At 71.0% G+C, this 17929-nt stretch carries 17 protein-coding genes and 1 pseudogene; 3 read left to right on the forward strand and 15 right to left on the reverse strand.

Going from position 1 to position 17929, the window contains the following annotated elements; genetic code table 11:
* The first annotated feature begins 12 nt into the window (after window positions 1-12).
* Complete coding sequence (locus tag AB0C66_RS33685; RefSeq protein ID WP_362447547.1) at window positions 13-699, forward strand: TetR/AcrR family transcriptional regulator C-terminal domain-containing protein; 687 nt, start codon at window positions 13-15, stop codon at window positions 697-699.
* Here AB0C66_RS33685 and AB0C66_RS33690 read toward each other — a convergent pair.
* The 9 genes from AB0C66_RS33690 to AB0C66_RS33730 form a co-directional block, all read right to left on the reverse strand.
* Window positions 671-1723, reverse strand: a complete 1053-nt coding sequence (locus AB0C66_RS33690) for an NAD(P)-dependent alcohol dehydrogenase (RefSeq protein WP_362447550.1) — start codon at window positions 1721-1723, stop codon at window positions 671-673. The genes AB0C66_RS33685 and AB0C66_RS33690 overlap by 29 nt on opposite strands.
* The gene (locus AB0C66_RS33695) at window positions 1720-2583 is read right to left on the reverse strand and encodes a carbohydrate ABC transporter permease (RefSeq protein WP_362447553.1); all 864 of its coding nucleotides are present in this window, start codon (window positions 2581-2583) and stop codon (window positions 1720-1722) included. Before AB0C66_RS33695 ends, AB0C66_RS33690 begins: the two co-directional genes overlap by 4 nt.
* Complete coding sequence (locus AB0C66_RS33700) at window positions 2580-3506, reverse strand: sugar ABC transporter permease (RefSeq protein ID WP_362447556.1); 927 nt, start codon at window positions 3504-3506, stop codon at window positions 2580-2582. Before AB0C66_RS33700 ends, AB0C66_RS33695 begins: the two co-directional genes overlap by 4 nt.
* Window positions 3507-3508: 2 nt before the next feature.
* A complete protein-coding gene (locus AB0C66_RS33705) occupies window positions 3509-4981 on the reverse strand; it encodes an extracellular solute-binding protein (RefSeq protein ID WP_362447559.1) in 1473 nt (490 codons plus the stop codon).
* Window positions 4982-5216: 235 nt separating this feature from the next.
* On the reverse strand, window positions 5217-7181 hold the full coding sequence (htpG, locus tag AB0C66_RS33710; protein ID WP_362447562.1) for a molecular chaperone HtpG: 1965 nt from the start codon (window positions 7179-7181) through the stop codon (window positions 5217-5219).
* 138 nt (window positions 7182-7319) lie between these two features.
* Entirely contained in the window at window positions 7320-7475 is a 156-nt protein-coding gene (locus AB0C66_RS33715) for a hypothetical protein (RefSeq protein ID WP_362447565.1), read from the reverse strand.
* Window positions 7476-7651: 176 nt separating this feature from the next.
* The gene (locus tag AB0C66_RS33720) at window positions 7652-9466 is read right to left on the reverse strand and encodes a coagulation factor 5/8 type domain-containing protein (protein WP_362447568.1); all 1815 of its coding nucleotides are present in this window, start codon (window positions 9464-9466) and stop codon (window positions 7652-7654) included.
* A 250-nt stretch (window positions 9467-9716) separates the two neighbouring features.
* The gene (locus AB0C66_RS33725) at window positions 9717-10163 is read right to left on the reverse strand and encodes a nitroreductase family deazaflavin-dependent oxidoreductase (RefSeq protein ID WP_362447571.1); all 447 of its coding nucleotides are present in this window, start codon (window positions 10161-10163) and stop codon (window positions 9717-9719) included.
* 142 nt (window positions 10164-10305) lie between these two features.
* Window positions 10306-10917, reverse strand: a complete 612-nt coding sequence (locus tag AB0C66_RS33730) for a TetR/AcrR family transcriptional regulator (protein WP_362447574.1) — start codon at window positions 10915-10917, stop codon at window positions 10306-10308.
* A gap of 120 nt (window positions 10918-11037) precedes the next feature.
* On the opposite strand from AB0C66_RS33730, the gene AB0C66_RS33735 reads away from it, so the two are divergent.
* Window positions 11038-12507, forward strand: a complete 1470-nt coding sequence (locus AB0C66_RS33735; protein WP_362447577.1) for a cytochrome P450 — start codon at window positions 11038-11040, stop codon at window positions 12505-12507.
* Between the two features lie 216 nt (window positions 12508-12723).
* On the opposite strand, the gene AB0C66_RS33740 is transcribed toward AB0C66_RS33735, so the two are convergent.
* From AB0C66_RS33740 to AB0C66_RS33750, 3 genes are all read right to left on the reverse strand, one after another.
* The gene (locus AB0C66_RS33740) at window positions 12724-12915 is read right to left on the reverse strand and encodes a hypothetical protein (RefSeq protein WP_362447580.1); all 192 of its coding nucleotides are present in this window, start codon (window positions 12913-12915) and stop codon (window positions 12724-12726) included.
* 119 nt (window positions 12916-13034) lie between these two features.
* On the reverse strand, window positions 13035-14003 hold the full coding sequence (locus AB0C66_RS33745) for a DMT family transporter (RefSeq protein ID WP_362447583.1): 969 nt from the start codon (window positions 14001-14003) through the stop codon (window positions 13035-13037).
* 59 nt (window positions 14004-14062) lie between these two features.
* Window positions 14063-14521, reverse strand: a complete 459-nt coding sequence (locus tag AB0C66_RS33750; RefSeq protein WP_362447586.1) for an Lrp/AsnC family transcriptional regulator — start codon at window positions 14519-14521, stop codon at window positions 14063-14065.
* A 93-nt stretch (window positions 14522-14614) separates the two neighbouring features.
* On the opposite strand from AB0C66_RS33750, the gene AB0C66_RS33755 reads away from it, so the two are divergent.
* Window positions 14615-15466 carry an LLM class flavin-dependent oxidoreductase gene (locus AB0C66_RS33755; protein WP_362447589.1) on the forward strand — a complete coding sequence of 284 codons (852 nt, stop codon included), beginning with the start codon at window positions 14615-14617 and terminating at the stop codon, window positions 15464-15466.
* Between the two features lie 262 nt (window positions 15467-15728).
* Here the strand turns inward: AB0C66_RS33755 and AB0C66_RS33760 are convergent, their stop codons facing one another.
* The 3 genes and pseudogenes from AB0C66_RS33760 to AB0C66_RS33770 form a co-directional block, all read right to left on the reverse strand.
* The gene (locus tag AB0C66_RS33760; RefSeq protein ID WP_362447592.1) at window positions 15729-16286 is read right to left on the reverse strand and encodes a TetR family transcriptional regulator; all 558 of its coding nucleotides are present in this window, start codon (window positions 16284-16286) and stop codon (window positions 15729-15731) included.
* Complete coding sequence (locus AB0C66_RS33765) at window positions 16283-17767, reverse strand: MFS transporter (RefSeq protein ID WP_362447603.1); 1485 nt, start codon at window positions 17765-17767, stop codon at window positions 16283-16285. Before AB0C66_RS33765 ends, AB0C66_RS33760 begins: the two co-directional genes overlap by 4 nt.
* Before the next feature lie 81 nt (window positions 17768-17848).
* Window positions 17849-17929 (reverse strand): annotated as a pseudogene (locus tag AB0C66_RS33770) (Mur ligase domain-containing protein); the annotation flags it as partial.

The following is a 17929-nucleotide window of genomic DNA, read 5'->3' on the forward strand; positions in this document are numbered from 1 at the left end:
TACGCTGTCTCCGTGAGGAGTGCGCGCAGAAGACCCGCCGAAGACGACCGGCCCACGCTGGACGAGATCACGGACACGGCCCTGGCGGTCATCGACGAGGACGGGCCCGAGGCCCTGAGCTTCCGTGCCGTGGCCCAGCGCCTCGGCGCCTCCCACGCCACCGTCTTCCGGCGCTGTGGCGATCTGGACGGACTGCTGGCCGCCTGCGCGGACCGGCTCGCCGCCGAGCTGCCCGAAGTGGCCACGGACACCGACTGGGCCACCGCCACCGAGACCCGGTTCCACGGCCTCTACGAGGTGCTCATCGCGCATCCGGGGCTGGCGGCGCTGCGCGCGGGCCACGCCTGGTTCGGCCTGCGGATGCTCGGCCGCCTCGTCGAACCGCAGCTCGCCCACAGCCTCGTCGCCGGGATGGCGCCGAAGGCCGCGATCGCCACCTACCGGCGGCTGTATCTGTTCACCCTCGGCGCCGTCGCCTTCGTGGACCACCGCGACACCCGGCGAGCGGCGGCCACCGCCCGCACCGCGCTCGCCGCGCTGGACCCCGAGGACTTCCCCGTGCTCACCGGCCAGCTGGACGTGGTCCTCCCGGCGCTGACCGACGACCGCGTCTATACGGACGGGCTGCGCCAGCTGATCGACGCCGCGGTCGCCGACCACCTGCGCTCGGCTACCTCCGCGGACGCACCACGGCCTTGAGCGCCGTCGGGTCCTGGGCGCCCACGGTCAGTGCCCGTTCCGCCTCCGCCAGGTCGTAGTGATGGGTGGCCAGCGGTTCGAGCCGCACCTCACCGGAGGCCGCCAGCGCGATGGCGGTCGGCCAGGTGTTGGCGTACCGGAAGGTGCCGGTGACCTCGATCTCGAAGTTCTGCACATGCGCCAGCGGCAGCGGCACGGAGTCGCCGCCCATGCCGACCAGCACCGCCCGCCCGGCCCGGCCGACGGTGCGGATGGCCTCGTCGGCCACTGCCGGGACCCCGGAGCACTCCACCAGCACATCGGGGGTGAAACCGGTGTCGGTGAGCGGGGTGGTGCGTACATCGACGGTGGCGGTGGCGCCCAACTCCCGGGCGGCGGCCAGGCGGTGGGGTTCCACATCGGTGACCACGACCTCGGTGGCGCCGAACGCCCGCGCCGTCTGGGCGGCGATCAGACCGATCGGCCCGGCACCGGTGACCAGTACCCGGGAACCGACGGCGACACGGCCCTTGCGGCAGGCCCACACCCCGACCGACAGCGGCTCCAGCAGGGCCGCCGCGTCGACGCCGAGGGTGTCCGGCACCGGATGGGCGAAGTCCTCGTCGACGGCCACGTATTCACACAGCGCGCCGTCCACCGGCGGAGTCGCGTAGAAGGACACCTCGGGGCAGAGGTTGTAGCGGCCGTGGCGGCACTGGGGGCACCGTCCGCACGGGACGCCCGGTTCCAGGGACACCAGTTGGCCCGGTGCGTGGCGCCTGGCCCCGGGGCCGAGGGCGACCACGGTGCCGCTGGGCTCATGGCCCAGCACCATGGGGGCGCGGACGACGAAGTCGCCGATCCTGCCGTGTTCGTAGTAGTGCACATCCGAACCGCAGATGCCGACCGCTTCGACGCGGACCAGGACCTGGCCGGGGCCGGGGCGGGGCACCGGGCGCCGCTGGATCTCCAGTTGCCTCGGGGCGTGGAGCACCGCGGCGCGCATGGTGTCGGGGATGTCGGAGGGCAGGGCGTCGGCGGTCATTCTCCGGTCACGGCTCCCATGGTCAGGCCGGTGACCAGCCACCGGCGTACGGCAAGGCCGACGAGCATCATCGGGACCACCACGACGGTGCCGATGGCGGTCAGCTGGCCCCAGTCGATACCGGTCTGGGTGACCAGCTGGCTGGCGGCGATGGGCAGGGTCTGGGTGCGCGGTCCGCTGAGGACCAGGGCGAAGGCGTAGTCGTTCCAGGAGAAGACCAGGCACAGGACGAAGGTGGTGACCAGACCCGGGCGGGTCAGCGGCAGGATCACATGGCGGAACGCCTGCCACGCGGTGCACCCGGCCACCTGGGCCGACTCCTCCAGCGCCGGGGGGAGTTGGGCGAAGAAGGCGTTCAGCAGCCAGATCGCGAACGGCAGATTGAAGCTGAGGTAGGCGAGCACCAGACCGGGCAGGGTGTCGATCAGCCCCAGCATCCGGAAGATCAGGAAGATCGGCAGCACCACGGCGGCGATCGGCGCCATCCGGGTGGAGATGATCCAGAACGACAGATGGTGCTTACCGCGCGCCGTGGTACGGGCCAGCCCGTAGCCCGCCAGCGCGCCGAGGGCGGTGGCCAGCAGGGCCGAACAGCCCGCGGCCACCACGCTGTTGCGCAGATACGGCCACAGGTTGTTGCCGCCGGTGAACAGGTTCCGGTAGTTGTCCAGGGTGGGGCCGAACCACACCTCGGGGGTGGCCGCGGTGACCTCGCCCGTGGGCTTGAAGGACGACAGCAGCATCCAGACCAGCGGGACCAGCGTCCATATCAGCGCCGTCAGGACGAGGACGCGCACCAGGGCGCGTGAGCCGCGGCTGCCACGCTCCAGCGGCGCGGCACCGGTGGTGGAGGCGGTCATCGGGCCAGCCCCTTCCGGTCGAGGAGACGGACGAAGTAGCGGGCCACGACGGTGGTGACGGCCAGCATCAGCAGCCCGGTCACCGCGGCGTAGCCGAAGTCGAAGAAGCGGAAGGCGGTTTCATAGAGCCGGACGGACGCCGTCTTCGTGGCGTCGGCGGGCCCTCCTCCCGTGGTGTTCCAGATGATGTCGAAGTAGCGCAACGCGTCCATCGACCGGATGAGCAGCGCCACCAGCAGTACCGGGGCGATGGCGGGCAGCACGATATGGCGCAGGGTGCGTGGCATTCCTGCGCCGTCGAGCGACGCCGCCTCCAGCACGCTGGTGGGCACGGAGGTCAGCCCGGCCAGTGCGATCAGGGTGACCAGGGGTGTCCACTCCCAGATGTCCATCAGGGCCACCGAGGCGAAGGCGGTTGTCTTGTCGCCCATCAGATCGCCGTGGTATCCGACCTGGCCCAGCAGCCAGGAGTAGAGCCCGAAGGTGGAGTCGGTGAGGAAGCGGCCCAGCAGCCCCACGATGACGGGCGCCACGAACATCGGGAGCAGCAGCAGGCTCAGCGCCGCGTTGCGGCCGTGCCGCAGCCGCCACAGACAGATGGCCAGCAGGGTGCCGAGCACCATCTCCCCGCCCACCGTGAGTACGAAGTACCCGGTGGTCCTGGCCCAGGCCCAGGCCATGTCGGGGTCGGTGAACAGCCGTGTCCAGTTGTCCGCTCCGGCACCCTCCAGCCGCAGCCCGCCGAGCAGGTGCACCCGCGAGAAGCTCATGATCACCACCGCCGCGAACGGCAGCAGGGAGACACCGGCGAGCACCAGCAGACCGGGAGCCATCATGCGGCCGGGGAAACCGGGGAGGGGCAGCCGGAAACGGCGGCCGGAGGAGCGCTCGGCCCGGGGGAGGCCGGTTGTCGGGGAAGCCATGGTCAGTTCACCCACCCTCGGGCGACGATACGGTCGATCCGGCCGGTGGCGGCACGCATGGCCGACTCCGGGGAGGCGTCGCCCGCGAGCATGCCGGACAGCTGGGTGTAGACGGCGGTGTCGCACTCCGCCCACATCGGGATCTTCGGTCGCAGCCCGATGGTGTCGGGCCGCCAGGTCCTCTTGACCGCGGCCGCGGAGAGCATGTTGGCCATCTTCGAGGGCCGGTGCTGGGCCTCGGTGACCCGGGGCAGTCCGTAGACGGAGGTGCGGGTCGGTGTGCCGCCGCCGACCTCACTGGCAAGATTGGCCGCTTGCGTCTTGGGCGCGGTGGCCCAGTTGACGAAGAGCCAGGCCGCCTGTCGCCGCCGCTCGGGGATCACGTTGGACACGGCGATACCGGTGCCGCCGTACATTCCGGCCGAGCGGGCCGGGCCCTTCGGCAGCGGTGCGTAGCCGACCTTGCCGGGCATGGCGGCCTCGTTGGACGCCGCGTACTCATGCCAGTTGGGGCACATGGCGATGCGTCCGGCGCGGAAGGCGGCGCCCAGACCGTCCCAGTCCCAGGTGCGGGAGCCGGGGTCGGCGACCTTGAGCAGCCGCTGGTAGAACTCGGCGCCCGCGATGGCCGCGTCCGCGTCCAGTCGGCAGGGCCCGGGATCGAGGGTGCCGACGCGGCCGACCCGCCCTCCGGTGTCGAAGTAGTCACCGCCGTAGGCCCAGAGGAGGTTGGAGAAGTCGCACATCAGCGCGTCATGCTGCTTGGCCTGGTGGCCGGTGCCGTAACGCACCGCGTCGGTCTTGTCGTTGAACCACCGGGCGATGGCGTAGTACTGCTCCCATGTGGTGGTCGCGGAGGGCATCGGGTCGAAGCCGAGGTCGTCCGCCATCCGGTCGCGGTACCGCGTGAAGAGATCGGCACGGTACTGCCAGACCATCGTCGGGCAGTCGTACGGCAGCGCCAGCACCTTGCCGTCGCCGCCGAAGCGGCCCGCCGCGTCCAGGTGGGTGGGGATGAAGTCACCGAAGCCACCGGGCAGCCGGGGCAGCGCGGGGTCCTCCGCGAACTCCCTGAGGTCGGCGAAGGCCGGGGCGTACGGGGCCAGCACCTGGTACGGGTCCGCGTACACCACGTCGTACTCACCGTTGCCCGAGGCGAGATCGAGGGCGACCTTCTGTGCGAGGGCGGAGAGCTCGAGCGTGACGATATTGACGTGGATGCCGGTGAGCTCGGTGAACGGCTTGAGATCGGCGGCGATGGCTGCGGTGGGGGCGGTGTTCTCGGAGATGAAGTTCACCGTGGTCCCGGCGTACCGGCGCCACGGCCCGGCGTCGGCGTGGAAGGCGGCGTCCGCCCGGCCGCCGCAGGCGGCCAGCAGCCCCATGGCCCCCGCCCCGGCGCCGCCACGCAGCACGGAGCGGCGGCTGAGCGGTGGCGAGGACCGCGGTGCGGAGGAGGGTGGGGGAGAAGCCATGTCGTACGTCCCTTGGAGTGGGGGCAGGCCCGGGGAGGGAGCCGGCGCGAACTCTGACGGACGACATTGTTAGCAGAAGATCGAGCAAGAGTTAACACATTGTGCGAGATATTTTTCGCATGACCCTTCCCTCTCGAGGGCCCTCGGAGGCGCGAACGCCCGCGAGGGGCGGACCGCCGTGGCCCGCCCCTCGCGATATGTCCGGAATGTAGAGATGTAGCGGCTTACGAGTGGCCTACAGGGTTTTCTCCAGTCGCCCGGCCACCAGCTTGATGAAGCGCGCGGGGTCGGTCAGCTCGCCGCCCTCGGCCAGCAGCGCCATCCCGTAGAGCAGCTCCGCCGTCTCGGCCAGCCCGGTGTTGTCCTCGCGCTCGCCATAAGCCGTGCGCAATCCGCTCACCAGCGGATGGGTGGGGTTGAGCTCCAGGGTCCGCTTGACCTCGGGCAGCTCCTGCCCCATCGCCTTGTAGATGTTCTGGAGCTGCGGGGTGATGTCATGGGTGTCGCCCACGACACACGCCGGGGAGGTGGTGAGCCGTGTGGAGAGCCGTACCTCCTTGACGCTGTCGCTCAGCGTCGTGGTCATCCAGGAGAGCAGATCGGCGTAGTCCTGCTGCCGCCGCTCCCGCTCGGCCTCCGCCTCCTCGTCCTTCTCGCCGTCGGTGTCCAGATCCACCTGGCCCTTGGCGATGGAGCGCAGCTGCTTGCCGTCGAACTCGGGGACCGCGTCCACCCACAGCTCGTCGATGGGGTCGGTGAGGACGAGCACCTCGAAACCCTTGTCCCGGAACGCCTCCATATGGGGCGAACTCTCCACGATCGAGCGCGACTCGCCCGTCATGAAGTAGATGTGCTGCTGCCCCTCCTTCATCCGCTCCACGTACTGGCGCAGCGTGACCGGCTCCTCCGCGTCCCTGGTGGTGGCGAACGAGCAGAGCTCGAGGATCGTCTCGCGGTTCTCGAAGTCCCCGGGCAGACCCTCCTTGAGGACGGGGCCGAACTCCTTCCAGAACGTGGTGTACCGCTCCGGGGCGCCGGACATCATGTCCTTCACCGTCGACAGCACCTTCTTGACCAGGCGCCGGCGCATCAGCTGAATCTGGCGGTCCTGCTGGAGGGCTTCCCGTGAGACGTTCAGCGACAGGTCCGCCGCGTCGACAACACCCTTCACGAAGCGCAGATACTCCGGCATGAGCGCTTCGCAGTCGTCCATGATGAAGACGCGCTTCACATAGAGCTGAACGCCCCGCTTGCGGTCCCGCATGTACAGGTCCTGCGGGGCGTGGGACGGGATGAACAGCAGCGACTGGTATTCGAAGGTGCCCTCCGCCTGCATGCGGATGGTCTCGAGCGGGTTGTTCCAGTCGTGGCTGATGTGCTTGTAGAACTCGTGGTACTCGTCGTCGGTCACCTCGCCCTTCGAGCGTGCCCACAGCGCCTTCATCGAGTTGACCGTCTCGACCTCCGGCGCGGCCTGTGCGGCGGCGTCCTCCCCAGCGTCCTCGCCGTCCTCCGCGGCGTCCGCCGCGGCCTTCGGCGGTGTCTCGACCACCATCCGGATCGGCCAGGTGATGAAGTCCGAGTACCGCTTGACGATCTCCCGGATCTTCCAGGGCGAGGCGTAGTCGTAGAGGGCGTCCTCGGTGTCCTCCGGCTTCAGCCGCAGGGTGACCGAGGTGCCCTGCGGGGCGTCGTCTGCCGGTGCGATGGTGTAGGTGCCCTCGCCGCCGGACTCCCAGCGGGTGCCCTGGGCCTCCCCGGCGCGCCGGGTCAGCAGGGTGACCCCGTCGGCCACCATGAAGCTGGAGTAGAAGCCGACGCCGAACTGGCCGATGAGGTCCTGCGAGGCCGCCGCGTCCTTCGACTCCCGCAATTCCTTGAGGAATGTGGCGGTACCCGAGTTGGCGATGGTGCCGATCAGCCCCACCACCTCGTCATACGACATGCCGATGCCGTTGTCGCGCACCGTCAGGGTGCGCTGCTCCTTGTCGACCTCGATGGCGATGTGGAGATCAGAGGTGTCCGCCTCCAGGTTTCCGTCGCGGAGCGACTCCAGCCGCAGCTTGTCCAACGCGTCGGAGGCGTTGGAGACGAGCTCCCGCAGAAAGACGTCCTTGTTCGAGTAAATCGAATGGATCATCAACTGGAGCAGCTGGCGGGCCTCGACCTGAAACTCGAAGGTTTCGATCCCTGTAGTCACTGATTCCCCTCGTGAGATAAGCGGCGAACGACATCAAGTGCGGTGTGTCGTCGCGATCTTATCCAAGAAGAGGGCCGGGAATGCCGGGTTCGCGTGGGGGCGGCAGTGCCACCGCCCCGCACGCGGGAGGGCCGGGCGTCAATCGCCGGGGCGGAACCGGTTCCAGTCCAGGACCTCCGCGGCCTCCCGCTGGATCTCCTCCGCGGCCTGGCGGGTCTCGGTGGGCACATCCCCGTGCTCGGCGACCATGCTGTCGTAAATGGGCACGAGGCCGGATGTGTTCGCGGTTGTCATGGTTGGTAGTCTTTCTTGATCAGGATCTGACGCTGCTCGGCTTTCGCTACCCGGCGGGCACCGGCGCATGCGCTCTGATCACTGTGGCGGGCCTCACGGTTGTCGGCCCCGGCCCCGGCCCCGGCCCCGGCCCCGGCCCCGGCCCCGGCCGCGGAGAGCGGCTACGGCGCCGCGGCTCAGGGGTAGGCCACCACGGTCGACGGCACCGTGGCGGACCCCGAGGTGGCGGCTCCGGTGTCGTTGATGACGTGCTCGTACTGGCCCTTGCCGCCGAGCGAGACCACCAGCAGATGGTGGAAGGTCACCCCGGTCCGGCGCGGGGCGGCGAAGCCGTGGTCCTGGCGGATGGCGGGATCCACGTTGTAGTAGCAGTAGCTGCCCAGGCCCCAGCCCTCGTGCGCGGTCACCGAGTCGGCCACCTTGTACGCCGCGTACCCCTTGGTGTCGCCGTTCTGGATGGCCGCCTGGTCCGGGGCGTCGTACGCCTTCTCGTTCTGGAAGAAGACGGTGCGGCCGCGCTCTCCGTACCACTGCACGTCGTACTTGTTGAAGTGTTCGACGAACAGCCCGGTGGCCAGCACGTCGTCGCCGTTGACCCGCACTCCGTAGTCGGCGCGGTTGGTCTCCCAGCCCACGCCGGAGCCATGGTCCGCGCGCCACACCCAGGTGTGGTCGACAATGGTGTGACGGCTGTTGATCACCATGCTGGTGGTGGCCCTGCCGGGGCCCGCGCCGCCGATCCGGATGAACACGTCCTGGACGGTGACGGGGTTGGCGGAGTGGTCCGCGGAGGCGCCCGGGGGGCCGACCTCCAGCAGGGTGGCGGAGTTGACCGGTCCCGCGTCGATGAGGAAACCGGCGAGCCGCACACCGTCCACATCGGCCACCTTCAGCGCCGTCCGTCCGCCGTCCGGGACCAGTGTGGCGTAGCCGAGGCCGAGGACGACGGTGTCCGCGCGGCCCACCTCCACCGGCCGGTCGAGGTGGTAGACGCCGGGGGTGAGCAGCAGATGGAGCCCTTGGGCGAGCGCGGCGTTGAGGGTGGCCGCGGTGACTCCGGGCCTCGCCACGTAGAAGCTGCTGAGGGGCAGCGAGGTGCCGCGGGGGGTACCGCTGCCCCAGGTGGTGCCGCGTGCGTCCACCCGCTTCTCCGGCAGGAACACCCGGTAGTCGGCGCCGTCGAGATGGAGGAAGGGCTTCTCGCGGGAGACCGGGGTGGTGTGCAGTGTGGTGTACGGGGGGTCGGGGAAGGTCTGCGCGGGCGCGCCCTCGACACCGGAGAACACCATGTTCCACACGGCGTTCCGCCAGCCGCCCACCGCACTGTCGCGGGTGTACCACTGCTGCTGGGAGTAGGGGCTCACGGTGCCGTCGATCCGGCTGTCGGCGATATAGCCGCCGCTGGCCCAACCGTAGCCGTCGGGCGCCAGATTGAGCCCGCCGCGGATGTGCATCCGCCGGAACGGCGCCGCCTGTGCCACCGCCCAGCGGTTGGTGCCGTTCACGGGTACCAGTGCGAGGTTCTCCGCGGAGCGCCAGAAGTTCTGGGTGGCGTTGCCGCCGAACCAGCCCGCGTCCACGGTGACATCGCCGTTGATGGTGGTGTCGTCGGGGGAGAGGCCGAGTCCCGCGATGGAGGTGTAGAAGCCGAGCTGGGCGTTGAGTCCGTGGTACGTACCGGGCTTGAACAGCAGGGCGTAGCGGCCGTTGCCGAACTGGGCCGACTCCTGCTCCTTGAACACCCGGTCCAGGGTGGCCTGGATACCGGGGGTGGCGGGGTCGAAGACCAGCACCTGGGGGCCGAGGTCGCCGCCGCCGGGCAGCGGAGCGCGGTCGCGGCCGCCCCGGGCGGGAGCGGGGGCCGCGGCGGCGGCGGAGGCTCCGAGCAGACCCGGCGCCACGGCCGCCGCACCGGCGATCGTGGTGAGCACCGTGCGGCGGGGGAGGGCGGATCCGCGGCGGTCCGGACCGTCGGTGGGGGGTGTGGACATGGCGGCTCTCCTTGTTCAGAAAATGAATGAACCGGGGGTGGGGGAGCGCTCTCTCGTGGATGAATGCTTCAGTGATGTGCATCACACGTCAAGAGGTATGCCAGGAACTCCCGCTGACCGCCTGGTAGTTGAGCTGTCGCCGAAGTGATCCGCATTCAGAAGATGACGAAAGGAGGAACAACAAACCGCCGGTGTCCCGTACGGGACACCGGCGGTTGGGGTCGTGCGGACGAGGGGGAGCGGACCCGGCTCAGTGCGGGGTGGCCGCGGGCTCCAGGACGAAGACGGGGATCTGCCGGTCCGTCTTCGTCTGGTAGTCGGCGTAGTCGGGGTACGCCTCGACGGCCCGCTCCCACCACAGCGCCTTCTCATCCCCTGTGACCTCGCGCGCCGTCATGTCCTGGCGCATCGGCCCGTCCCGCAGCTCCACCCGTGGATCGGCCACCACATTGTGGTACCAGACCGGGTGCTTGGGCGCGCCGCCCAGGGAGGCGACGATGGCATAGCGGCCGTCGTGCTCCACCCGCATCAGCGGGGTCTTGCGTACCTTGCCGCTCTTCGCGCCCCGCGTGGTCAGCAGCACCACGGGCATGCCCCGCAACGTCGTGCCATCGGTGCCCCCCGAGCTCTCGATCAGCTCGACCTGATCACGCACCCACTTCTCCGGGCTCGGCTGGTACTCGCCCTCCAGCGGCATGATCCGCCTCCTCGTCGGTCGGTCGCCGGTCGTCGACGACATGGGTCCGGTGCGGCGCACCGGCGGTGACACTGCCGTAACACCGACCGGCCGCGCGGTCATCCCGGAGCGCGATGACCGGCCGTAGGCTCACCCGGGCGGCTCATGGGGCGGGGGTCAGCGCCCCCATCAGCGCCCGTGCGCACAGCTCGCGCACCTGCTCCCGCGACGGGCCGGGCTCGTCCAGCCACTCCATACAGACCGCGACCATGAACGCCAGCCAGCCGCGCACGGCGAGCCGCAGCGCGCCCGGGTCCCGGGGCGGAGCCGCCGAGGGGTCCGCGGCGAGGGCGTCGAGGATCTGCTCCTCGACCCCGGCCAGATACGCCTTGTGTACCGCGCGCACCGTCGGATCGCCCGCCGCCTCCGCGCGGTGGAAGGCACGGAACCCCGAACCGTGCTGCTCGACATGGGTAAGGAAGGCGTCGAGACCGGCGTCGATCTGCTCGCGGAACGGCAGCCCCTGTACCGCCTCGGTCAGGGTCAGCATCCGTTCGCTCTCCCGGCGGACCACCGCCGCGAAGAACTCCCGCTTGGTCGGGAAGTAGTGGTACAGCAGCCCCCGGGAGACCCCCGCGATCTCGGCCACCCGCTCGACCCACACATCGTCGTAGGGGTGCTGCGCGAACAGCCGCGCACCCACCGACAGCAACTGCTCCTTGCGCTCCTCGGTACTCATCCGACGGCGCACGCGCCCGCAAGCCTTGGCGACCATGGCAGCACCCTACTTGACGCCGGTTCACGGCCCGGATCACACTGAACGCGCTATTGAATCCACGTATAACAAGCGGAGGAACCTCCCCACGGGCCGCCGCACACGAGGGAGATGGCACCTATGGCGCAGATGACGGGGGCGGCGGACGGCGCCACGCTGTCCAGCGGATTCCGCGGTGCGGAGACGGGCTGGCCCGAGCTCCACCGCATCCCGCATCCGCCCCGCCGACTGCCGCTGCTCGGCGATGTCCTCGGGGCGAGCCCGCGCACTCCCCTCCAGGACACGATGCGGATCGCGCGCCGCCTCGGCCCGGTGTTCCGCAGGAAGGCGTTCGGCCGGGAGATCGTCTTCGTCTGGGGCGCGGAGCTGGCCGCCGATATGGCCGACGAGTCCCGGTTCGCCAAACACGTCGGCCTGGGAGTCGCCAACCTCCGCCCCGTGGTAAGCGACGGGCTGTTCACCGCCTACAACCACGAGCCCAACTGGCAGCTCGCACACGACATCCTGGCGCCCGGGTTCAGCCGCGCCGCCATGGAGGGTTACCACCGGGCGATGCTGGACGTCGCCGGCCGGCTGACGGACACCTGGGACCGGAGGGAGACGGCGGGCGCCGCGGTGGACGTGCCCGGCGATATGACGAAGCTGACGCTCGAGACCATCGCCAGAACCGGATTCGGCCACGACTTCGGCTCCTTCGAGCGGGACCGGCCGCACCCCTTCGTCTCCGCCATGGTCGGCACGCTCTCGCACGCCCAGCGCCGCAATGTCCTGCCGCCCGGGGTGACCCCGCTGATGCGGCGCGCCGAGCGGCGCAACGCGGCCGATATGGCATGCCTCAACCGCACCGTCGACGCCATCGTGGCCGCCCGCCGCGCCGACGGCGCCCCGGGCGGCCACGCCGATCTGCTGGACCGGATGCTGGAGGTCGCCCACCCGGACACGGGTGAGCGGCTGTCCGCCGAGAACATCCGCCGCCAGGTCATCACCTTCCTGGTGGCGGGCCATGAGACCACCTCCGGCGCGCTGTCCTTCGCCCTGCACTACCTCGCCCGGCACCCCGACGTCCTGGCCCGCGCCCAGCGCGAGGTGGACCAGGTGTGGGGTGACACCGAGGAGCCCGCGTACGAGCAGGTGGCCAAGATCCGCTATCTCCGCCGGGTCCTGGACGAATCCCTGCGGCTGTGGCCCACCGCGCCCGCCATCTCCCGCGAGGCGCTCCAGGACACCCTGCTCGGCGGGATCCACCCCATGCGGCGCGGTGCCTGGGCGCTGGTGCTGATCGCGATGCTGCACCGCGACCCCGCGGTGTGGGGGCCGGACGCCGAGGCGTTCGACCCGGACCGCTTCGCGCCGAAGGCCGTACGCGCCCGGCCCGCCCAGGTGTTCAAGCCGTTCGGCACCGGGGCCCGCGCCTGCATCGGCCGTCAGTTCGCCCTGCACGAGGCCATCTTGGTCCTGGGGCTGCTGGTGCGCCGCTACGACCTGCACCCCGACCCCGGCTACCGGCTGCGGATCGCCGAGCGGCTGACGCTGATGCCGGAGGGGCTTACGCTGCGGCTCAGTCGCAGGAGCCGCGCCGCCCGGGAGTAGCCCTGAGCCGGCCGCCCTCCGTGTCCGGCTCACCCGGTCCGCCGCCGCCCCGGTACCCGCGGGTAGCGGGGCCGGGCCTGGCCGGGTGTGGGGTCCTGGCCTTCGCATCTGCCGCTGACCCCGGTGCTCGCGGGGGCCGTGGTACTGGTCCTCGGAGCCTGTCCGTACGGGCCGCGGAGGGCGCCGGCGTCGTGAGTGAGCAGAGGTCGGGTGGGGCTACGCCGCGAGGGGGTGTCCGGCGGCGTGACCAGGGGCGGGGGATGGGGGGCTGGACTCCTTGTCGCCTTCCCGCTCCACCGCGGTCTTCGCACCGTCGGCCCGGGATCCCCTGGCGGGGAACGTCAGGTCCGGTACGTCGACCAGAGGCGGCAGATCGGGGGTGAGCAGGGGCTGCTCATTTCTGTCCATGGGCGACGGGTACCCACGAGCGCCGAGCTCATCCTGCGATACCGGTCACACTCGGACATCACGGTCAGTTCACGGCCGGAGACACCGGGGAACGGGCCGCCCCACGCGCACCCCCGGCGTCAGTCGGTCCGGCACGGTTCCTCGCGGGGCGCGGTGGCGGGCTGGGACACCGCCACCACCGTGGCCGTGGCCGGGCGGGGACGGCGCCGGGAGAGCCCCACTCCGGCCAGGCACAGCGCGCCACCCGCCAGGGTCAGCAGCCCCGGCACCTCGTCCAGGAACAGCCACGACATCAGCACCACCAGCGCGGGCACCACATAGGTGGTGGCGCCCATCTTCCCGGCCGTGGTGCGGGCCAGGGCGAAGGCCCAGGTGGTGAAGGCGAGGGCGGTCGGGAAGAGCCCCAGATAGACCACGTTGAGCGTGGCGGACAGCGGCGCTTCCGCGGCCTCCGAGACCAGCGCGCCGCTGAACGGCAGACAGGCCACCGTGCCGATGAGGCAGCCGAAGGTGGTCACCTGGAGCGCCCCCGCATGCCCCAGCGCGGGCTTCTGGGAGACCACACCGGTCGCGTAGGACACCGCGGCGAGCACACAGAGCAGCACACCGAGCACCGACGCGCCGCCCGCGCCGGACATCGAGATCCCCACCACCACCGCGCCGCTGAAGGACACCGCCATCCCGGCCAGCAGTGGCCGCGGCAGCCCCTCGCCCAGCAGCCTGCTGCTCAGCAGCGCGATGAGGATCGGCCCGATGTTGACGACCATCGCCGCGGTGCCCGCGTCGACCTGCTGCTCACCCCAGTTGAGCACCACCATGTAGAGGCCGAACCAGAGAACGCCCGAGCTGATGATGCCGGGCCAGGCGGCGCGGGGCGGCAGCCCCACGCGGCGTATCAGACTGATCGCGCCCAGCGCGAGGGTGCCGGTGAGCAACCGTCCCAGGGCCAGCGCGCCGGGGGAGTACGCGGCGCCCGCGCTGCGTATGGAGACGAAGGCCGAGGCCCACAGAAGTACGGTGACGGCTGCCGCCGCCAGGGCGGGCCATTGCCGGTCGGGGCGGGTGTTCGAGGTGTCGCTGATCGTCATGGCGGCGAGGCTGGGCCCCGTTCCTTTCGGTGCTGAGCGAAATATGGGCGGAGCGTCGGCTACGGCTCCCTGGGCGGCTCCGCGGGGCCGCGGTAGGAGAGGGCCTGGCTGTAGACCACGCTGGTGGTGGTCGAGCCGAACTGCGCCAACTCGTCCACGACCTCTTCCAGATGGCGCATGGAGATCGCGGCCACCCGCACGGTGTAGCAGTCGTCGCCGGTGGTGCGCAGGCACTCCAGGATCTCGTGGCGCTCCTCGAGCACCCGGTGCAGCGGCTGGTGCCGATTGCCCGCGTACTTGAGGCGCACCAGCGCGAGCAGCGGGAAACCGGCTTTCTCCAGGTCGACTTCGGCCCGGTACCCGGTGATGACGCCCAGCGACTCCAGCCGCTTGACGCGGTCGGTGGTCGCGGAGGCACTCAGGCTCACCCGGCGGCTCAGCTCGGTGATCGGCAGTCGGCCGTCCCGCTGGAGCTCGGACAGGATGGACCAGTCAGTGGTATCGAGACTCTCGGTCATATGGCGACAGTACCGGTAGATCCACGGTGAGAACACCCTGATGCCGTGAAAACTCTGTTCCGTCGAAGGGTGATCACTGCCTACGCTGAAGCCATGGAACTAGGAGTGAACGTCCCGAACTTCGGCCCCGGAACCGACCCGGAGGTGCTGCGGAGATGGGCGCGAACGGTGGAGGGCCTCGGCTACGACCTGCTGATGGTCTCGGACCACGTCGTGGTGACCCCCGATGTCGCCGAGCAGTACCCGGCACCGTTCTATGAGCCCTTCACCACCCTCTCGTGGCTGGCCGGGATCACCGACCGGGTGCGTCTGGGCACCACCGTGCTGATCGTGCCGTACCGCCATCCGCTGGTCGTGGCGCGGATGGCAGCCAACCTCAACCAGCTGAGCGGGGGACGGCTGGTGCTCGGGGTGGGGGTCGGCTGGGCGCGGCAGGAGTACGAGGCGCTGGGCGTCCCCTTCGAGCGCCGGGGCAGGCTGACCGACGAGTATCTGGAGACCATCCGCACCGCGTGGCGCGACGACGCCGACTACCGCGCCGGGGAGATCCCGGTCTGGGTGGGCGGCAACAGCCGCGCCGGGATCCACCGGGCGGTACGCCTCGGCGACGCATGGCATCCGCTGCGGCTCACCCTCGACGGAATGCGCGACGGACTGGGCCGGTTGAAGGCCGCGGCGGATGAACTGGGCCGTCCGGTACCGGATTTCGCGCCCCGGATCCTGCTCCAGCTCACCGGGGAACCGGTCACCGGGCCGGACCGTCCGGCCGGGCAGGGCACTGCCGACCAGATCGCCGCCGACCTCGAGGAGTTGCGTCTGCTGGGCGCCCGCAGCGTGGTGCTCGACCCGTTCGTCGGTGATCCGGAGGAGACCCGTCGCCCGGAGGTGGCGTGGCAGGCGCTCGCCACCGTGGCGGCCCGGCTGGGACGTGGCCCCGCGGCCTGACCACCGGCCGGGGCCGCTGCGGGCCCCTCGCCCCGCGCGGCTGACCGGCGGTAGCGGTGATGGCCGGGGGGTGTCGTAGCGCGGGGCAGGGCGTGTTTCGAAAGTAGCGCCGTTCGCCCGGAGGGCGGGCCCCGCGGCGTCTGGGGCGTGCGATCGCAAGGCGGAGGGTCGTCCTCGTAGTGGGCCTACTCGGACGATCCCGACAACGCGGCGAGCGTGCGTGCCAGGCGTCGCGGGGCAGGCGGGACTTTCGAAACACGCCCTAGGCCGGTCCACCCGCGATCAGCCGTTGCAGGGCCGGGCCGTACAGGTCGGCGATGTGCTCGGCGGTGGCCGCGGCCCCGGCCCCCGACCGGTGCAGGCTGAGCGTGGCGCCGAGGCCGATCAGCTGGCCCGCGATCAGCTCGGCGCGCAGCGCGCGCTCCTCGCCGGGCAGCCGCTCGGTGAGCCGCGCGGTCACCTGCTCCCGGAACCGCTCGCGCAGCAGGGAGAGTTCCTCGGTGTTGCCGAGGGAGAAGACCACCCGCAGCAGGGGGTCCATCAGCTCGGCGCGCCGGGTGGTCACCAGGCTCAGCACCATATGGCGGCCGAGCTCCGCCAGCTCCGCCGCCAGCAGCTGGTCCGCGGCGCCGCCGAAGTCCGCGACGCTGTTGAACAGCCGCTCCTTGCTGCCGAAGTGCTTCACGACGAGGGAGGGGCTGACCCCGGCGTCGGCCGCGATCCCGCGGATGGTCACCTCGGCGTACGGCTGCCGGGTGAAGGCCCGCCGGGCGGCGCGCTGGATGGCCTGCTGGCCCGTCTCATCGACGGGGCTCGTCATGCGTTCTCCTCGCTGCGTACGGCCACACCGCCCCGCGCGGTACCGCCGTCTCCCGCGGCCGCTGTCTCCGCCACCGGTGCGTCGCGCCCCGGCAGGCACAGCGTAACGGCGAGTGCCAGGAGGGACGCGGCGGCCGCGATGACGAAGACCAGCTGATAGGCGTGGAGGGTCGGGGCGGTACGGCCGTCCACCACGAAGGTCACATGGGCCAGCACCGCGGCGACCACGGCACTGCAACAGGCCTGGCCGATCGAGCGCATCAGGGTGTTGAGACCGTTGGCCGCGCCGGTCTCGCTCGCCGGGACCGCGCGCATGACCAGGGCCGGGAGCGCGGAGTAGGCCAGGGCCGTGCCCGCCGCCACGACGGTCGCGCCCGCGACGATCAGCACCAGGCTGTGGCTGGTCCCGTAGCGCACCCCGTAGCCCAGCGCCAGGATGGCCGAGGCGAGCGCGAGCGCCACCTTGGGTCCGTACGAGCCGGAGATCCGGGCGGACAACGGGGAGAGCGCCACCATGGCCAGTCCGCCCGGCAGCAGGCACAGCCCGCTGACGACGATGGACGCCCCCAGGCCGTAGCCGGTGCTGGTGGGCTCCTGCACCATCTGGGCGGTGGACAGCGAGTTGGCGTAGAAGGCGAAGCCGACCAGCAGCGCCGCGATGTTCGTCAGCAGTACGGCGGGCCGGGCGGACACCCGCAGATCGACCAGGGGATGGGTGACCCTGAGCTCATGGACGCCCCACAGCAGTCCGACGACCACGGCGGTGACCAGCAGCCCGAGGGTGGGCACGGAGGCCCAGCCCCAGTCGCCGCCCTGGGTGACCGCGAGCAGCAGCGCCACCAGCGCGGTGGACAGACCGAGGGTCCCCACGGCGTCGAAGCGTCCGCGCGAGCGCACCGTGGACTCGGGGACGTACCGCAGCACCAGGGCGATATCGAGCAGCCCCAGCCCGGCCGAGGCCCAGAACATGGTGTGCCAGTCGGCGTTCTCCACCACCAGGGCGGCCACCGGAAGCCCGACCGCCGCGCCGATGCCCAGGGTCGAGCTCATCAGCGCCACCGACGACAGCACCCGCTCCGGCGCCAGCTCGTCCCGCATGATGCTGATGCCCAGCGGGATCACGGCGAGCGCGGCGCCCTGGAGGGCGCGCCCGGTGATCAGCAGCCCGATCTGCGAGCTGACGGCGCACAGCACCGAACCGGCGATCAGCACGGACAGCGAGACCAGCAGCACCGCGCGCTTGCCGTACATGTCCCCGGCCCGCCCCAGGACCGGGGTGAACACCGCGCCGGTGAGCAGGGTGATGGTCACCAGCCAGCTCGCGGCGGTGGGGGTGCTGTGGGTGAGGGCGGGGACGTGCGGCAGCAGCGGGATGACCAGGGTCTGCATCACCGCGACGACCACACCGCAGAAGGCGAGCACGCCGACGAGGGGGCGCGGATGGGGTGCCGGGGCCGGGGGCCCGGGTATCGCTGCGGACATCTCTCTCCGTGGGCTGGGGAGCCGAGCGCACCCAGGGGGTGCACAGACGTTCACCTTCAGGGTAAACGCCTGTGCATGGGAGTCCTTGGTGTCACTGCCCGCGACCTGTGCGCCGCGCTGGGCGAGCACCTTGGCGACGCCCGACATCCCGGCGCCGCCGAT

The sequence above is a fragment of the Streptomyces sp. NPDC048636 genome (assembly GCF_040650655.1).
Lineage (GTDB): Bacteria > Actinomycetota > Actinomycetes > Streptomycetales > Streptomycetaceae > Streptomyces.

Coding starts and splice junctions, on each gene's coding strand:
- AB0C66_RS33735 (WP_362447577.1), top strand. CDS start 11,038: ATGGCGCAGATGACGGGGGCGGCGGACGGCGCCACGCTGTCCAGCGGA.
- AB0C66_RS33720 (WP_362447568.1), bottom strand. CDS start 9,466: ATGTCCACACCCCCCACCGACGGTCCGGACCGCCGCGGATCCGCCCTC.
- AB0C66_RS33730 (WP_362447574.1), bottom strand. CDS start 10,917: ATGGTCGCCAAGGCTTGCGGGCGCGTGCGCCGTCGGATGAGTACCGAG.
- AB0C66_RS33750 (WP_362447586.1), bottom strand. CDS start 14,521: ATGACCGAGAGTCTCGATACCACTGACTGGTCCATCCTGTCCGAGCTC.
- AB0C66_RS33725 (WP_362447571.1), bottom strand. CDS start 10,163: ATGCCGCTGGAGGGCGAGTACCAGCCGAGCCCGGAGAAGTGGGTGCGT.
- AB0C66_RS33700 (WP_362447556.1), bottom strand. CDS start 3,506: ATGGCTTCCCCGACAACCGGCCTCCCCCGGGCCGAGCGCTCCTCCGGC.
- AB0C66_RS33705 (WP_362447559.1), bottom strand. CDS start 4,981: ATGGCTTCTCCCCCACCCTCCTCCGCACCGCGGTCCTCGCCACCGCTC.
- AB0C66_RS33765 (WP_362447603.1), bottom strand. CDS start 17,767: ATGTCCGCAGCGATACCCGGGCCCCCGGCCCCGGCACCCCATCCGCGC.
- AB0C66_RS33745 (WP_362447583.1), bottom strand. CDS start 14,003: ATGACGATCAGCGACACCTCGAACACCCGCCCCGACCGGCAATGGCCC.
- AB0C66_RS33740 (WP_362447580.1), bottom strand. CDS start 12,915: ATGGACAGAAATGAGCAGCCCCTGCTCACCCCCGATCTGCCGCCTCTG.
- AB0C66_RS33690 (WP_362447550.1), bottom strand. CDS start 1,723: ATGACCGCCGACGCCCTGCCCTCCGACATCCCCGACACCATGCGCGCC.
- AB0C66_RS33715 (WP_362447565.1), bottom strand. CDS start 7,475: ATGACAACCGCGAACACATCCGGCCTCGTGCCCATTTACGACAGCATG.
- AB0C66_RS33695 (WP_362447553.1), bottom strand. CDS start 2,583: ATGACCGCCTCCACCACCGGTGCCGCGCCGCTGGAGCGTGGCAGCCGC.
- AB0C66_RS33755 (WP_362447589.1), top strand. CDS start 14,615: ATGGAACTAGGAGTGAACGTCCCGAACTTCGGCCCCGGAACCGACCCG.
- AB0C66_RS33760 (WP_362447592.1), bottom strand. CDS start 16,286: ATGACGAGCCCCGTCGATGAGACGGGCCAGCAGGCCATCCAGCGCGCC.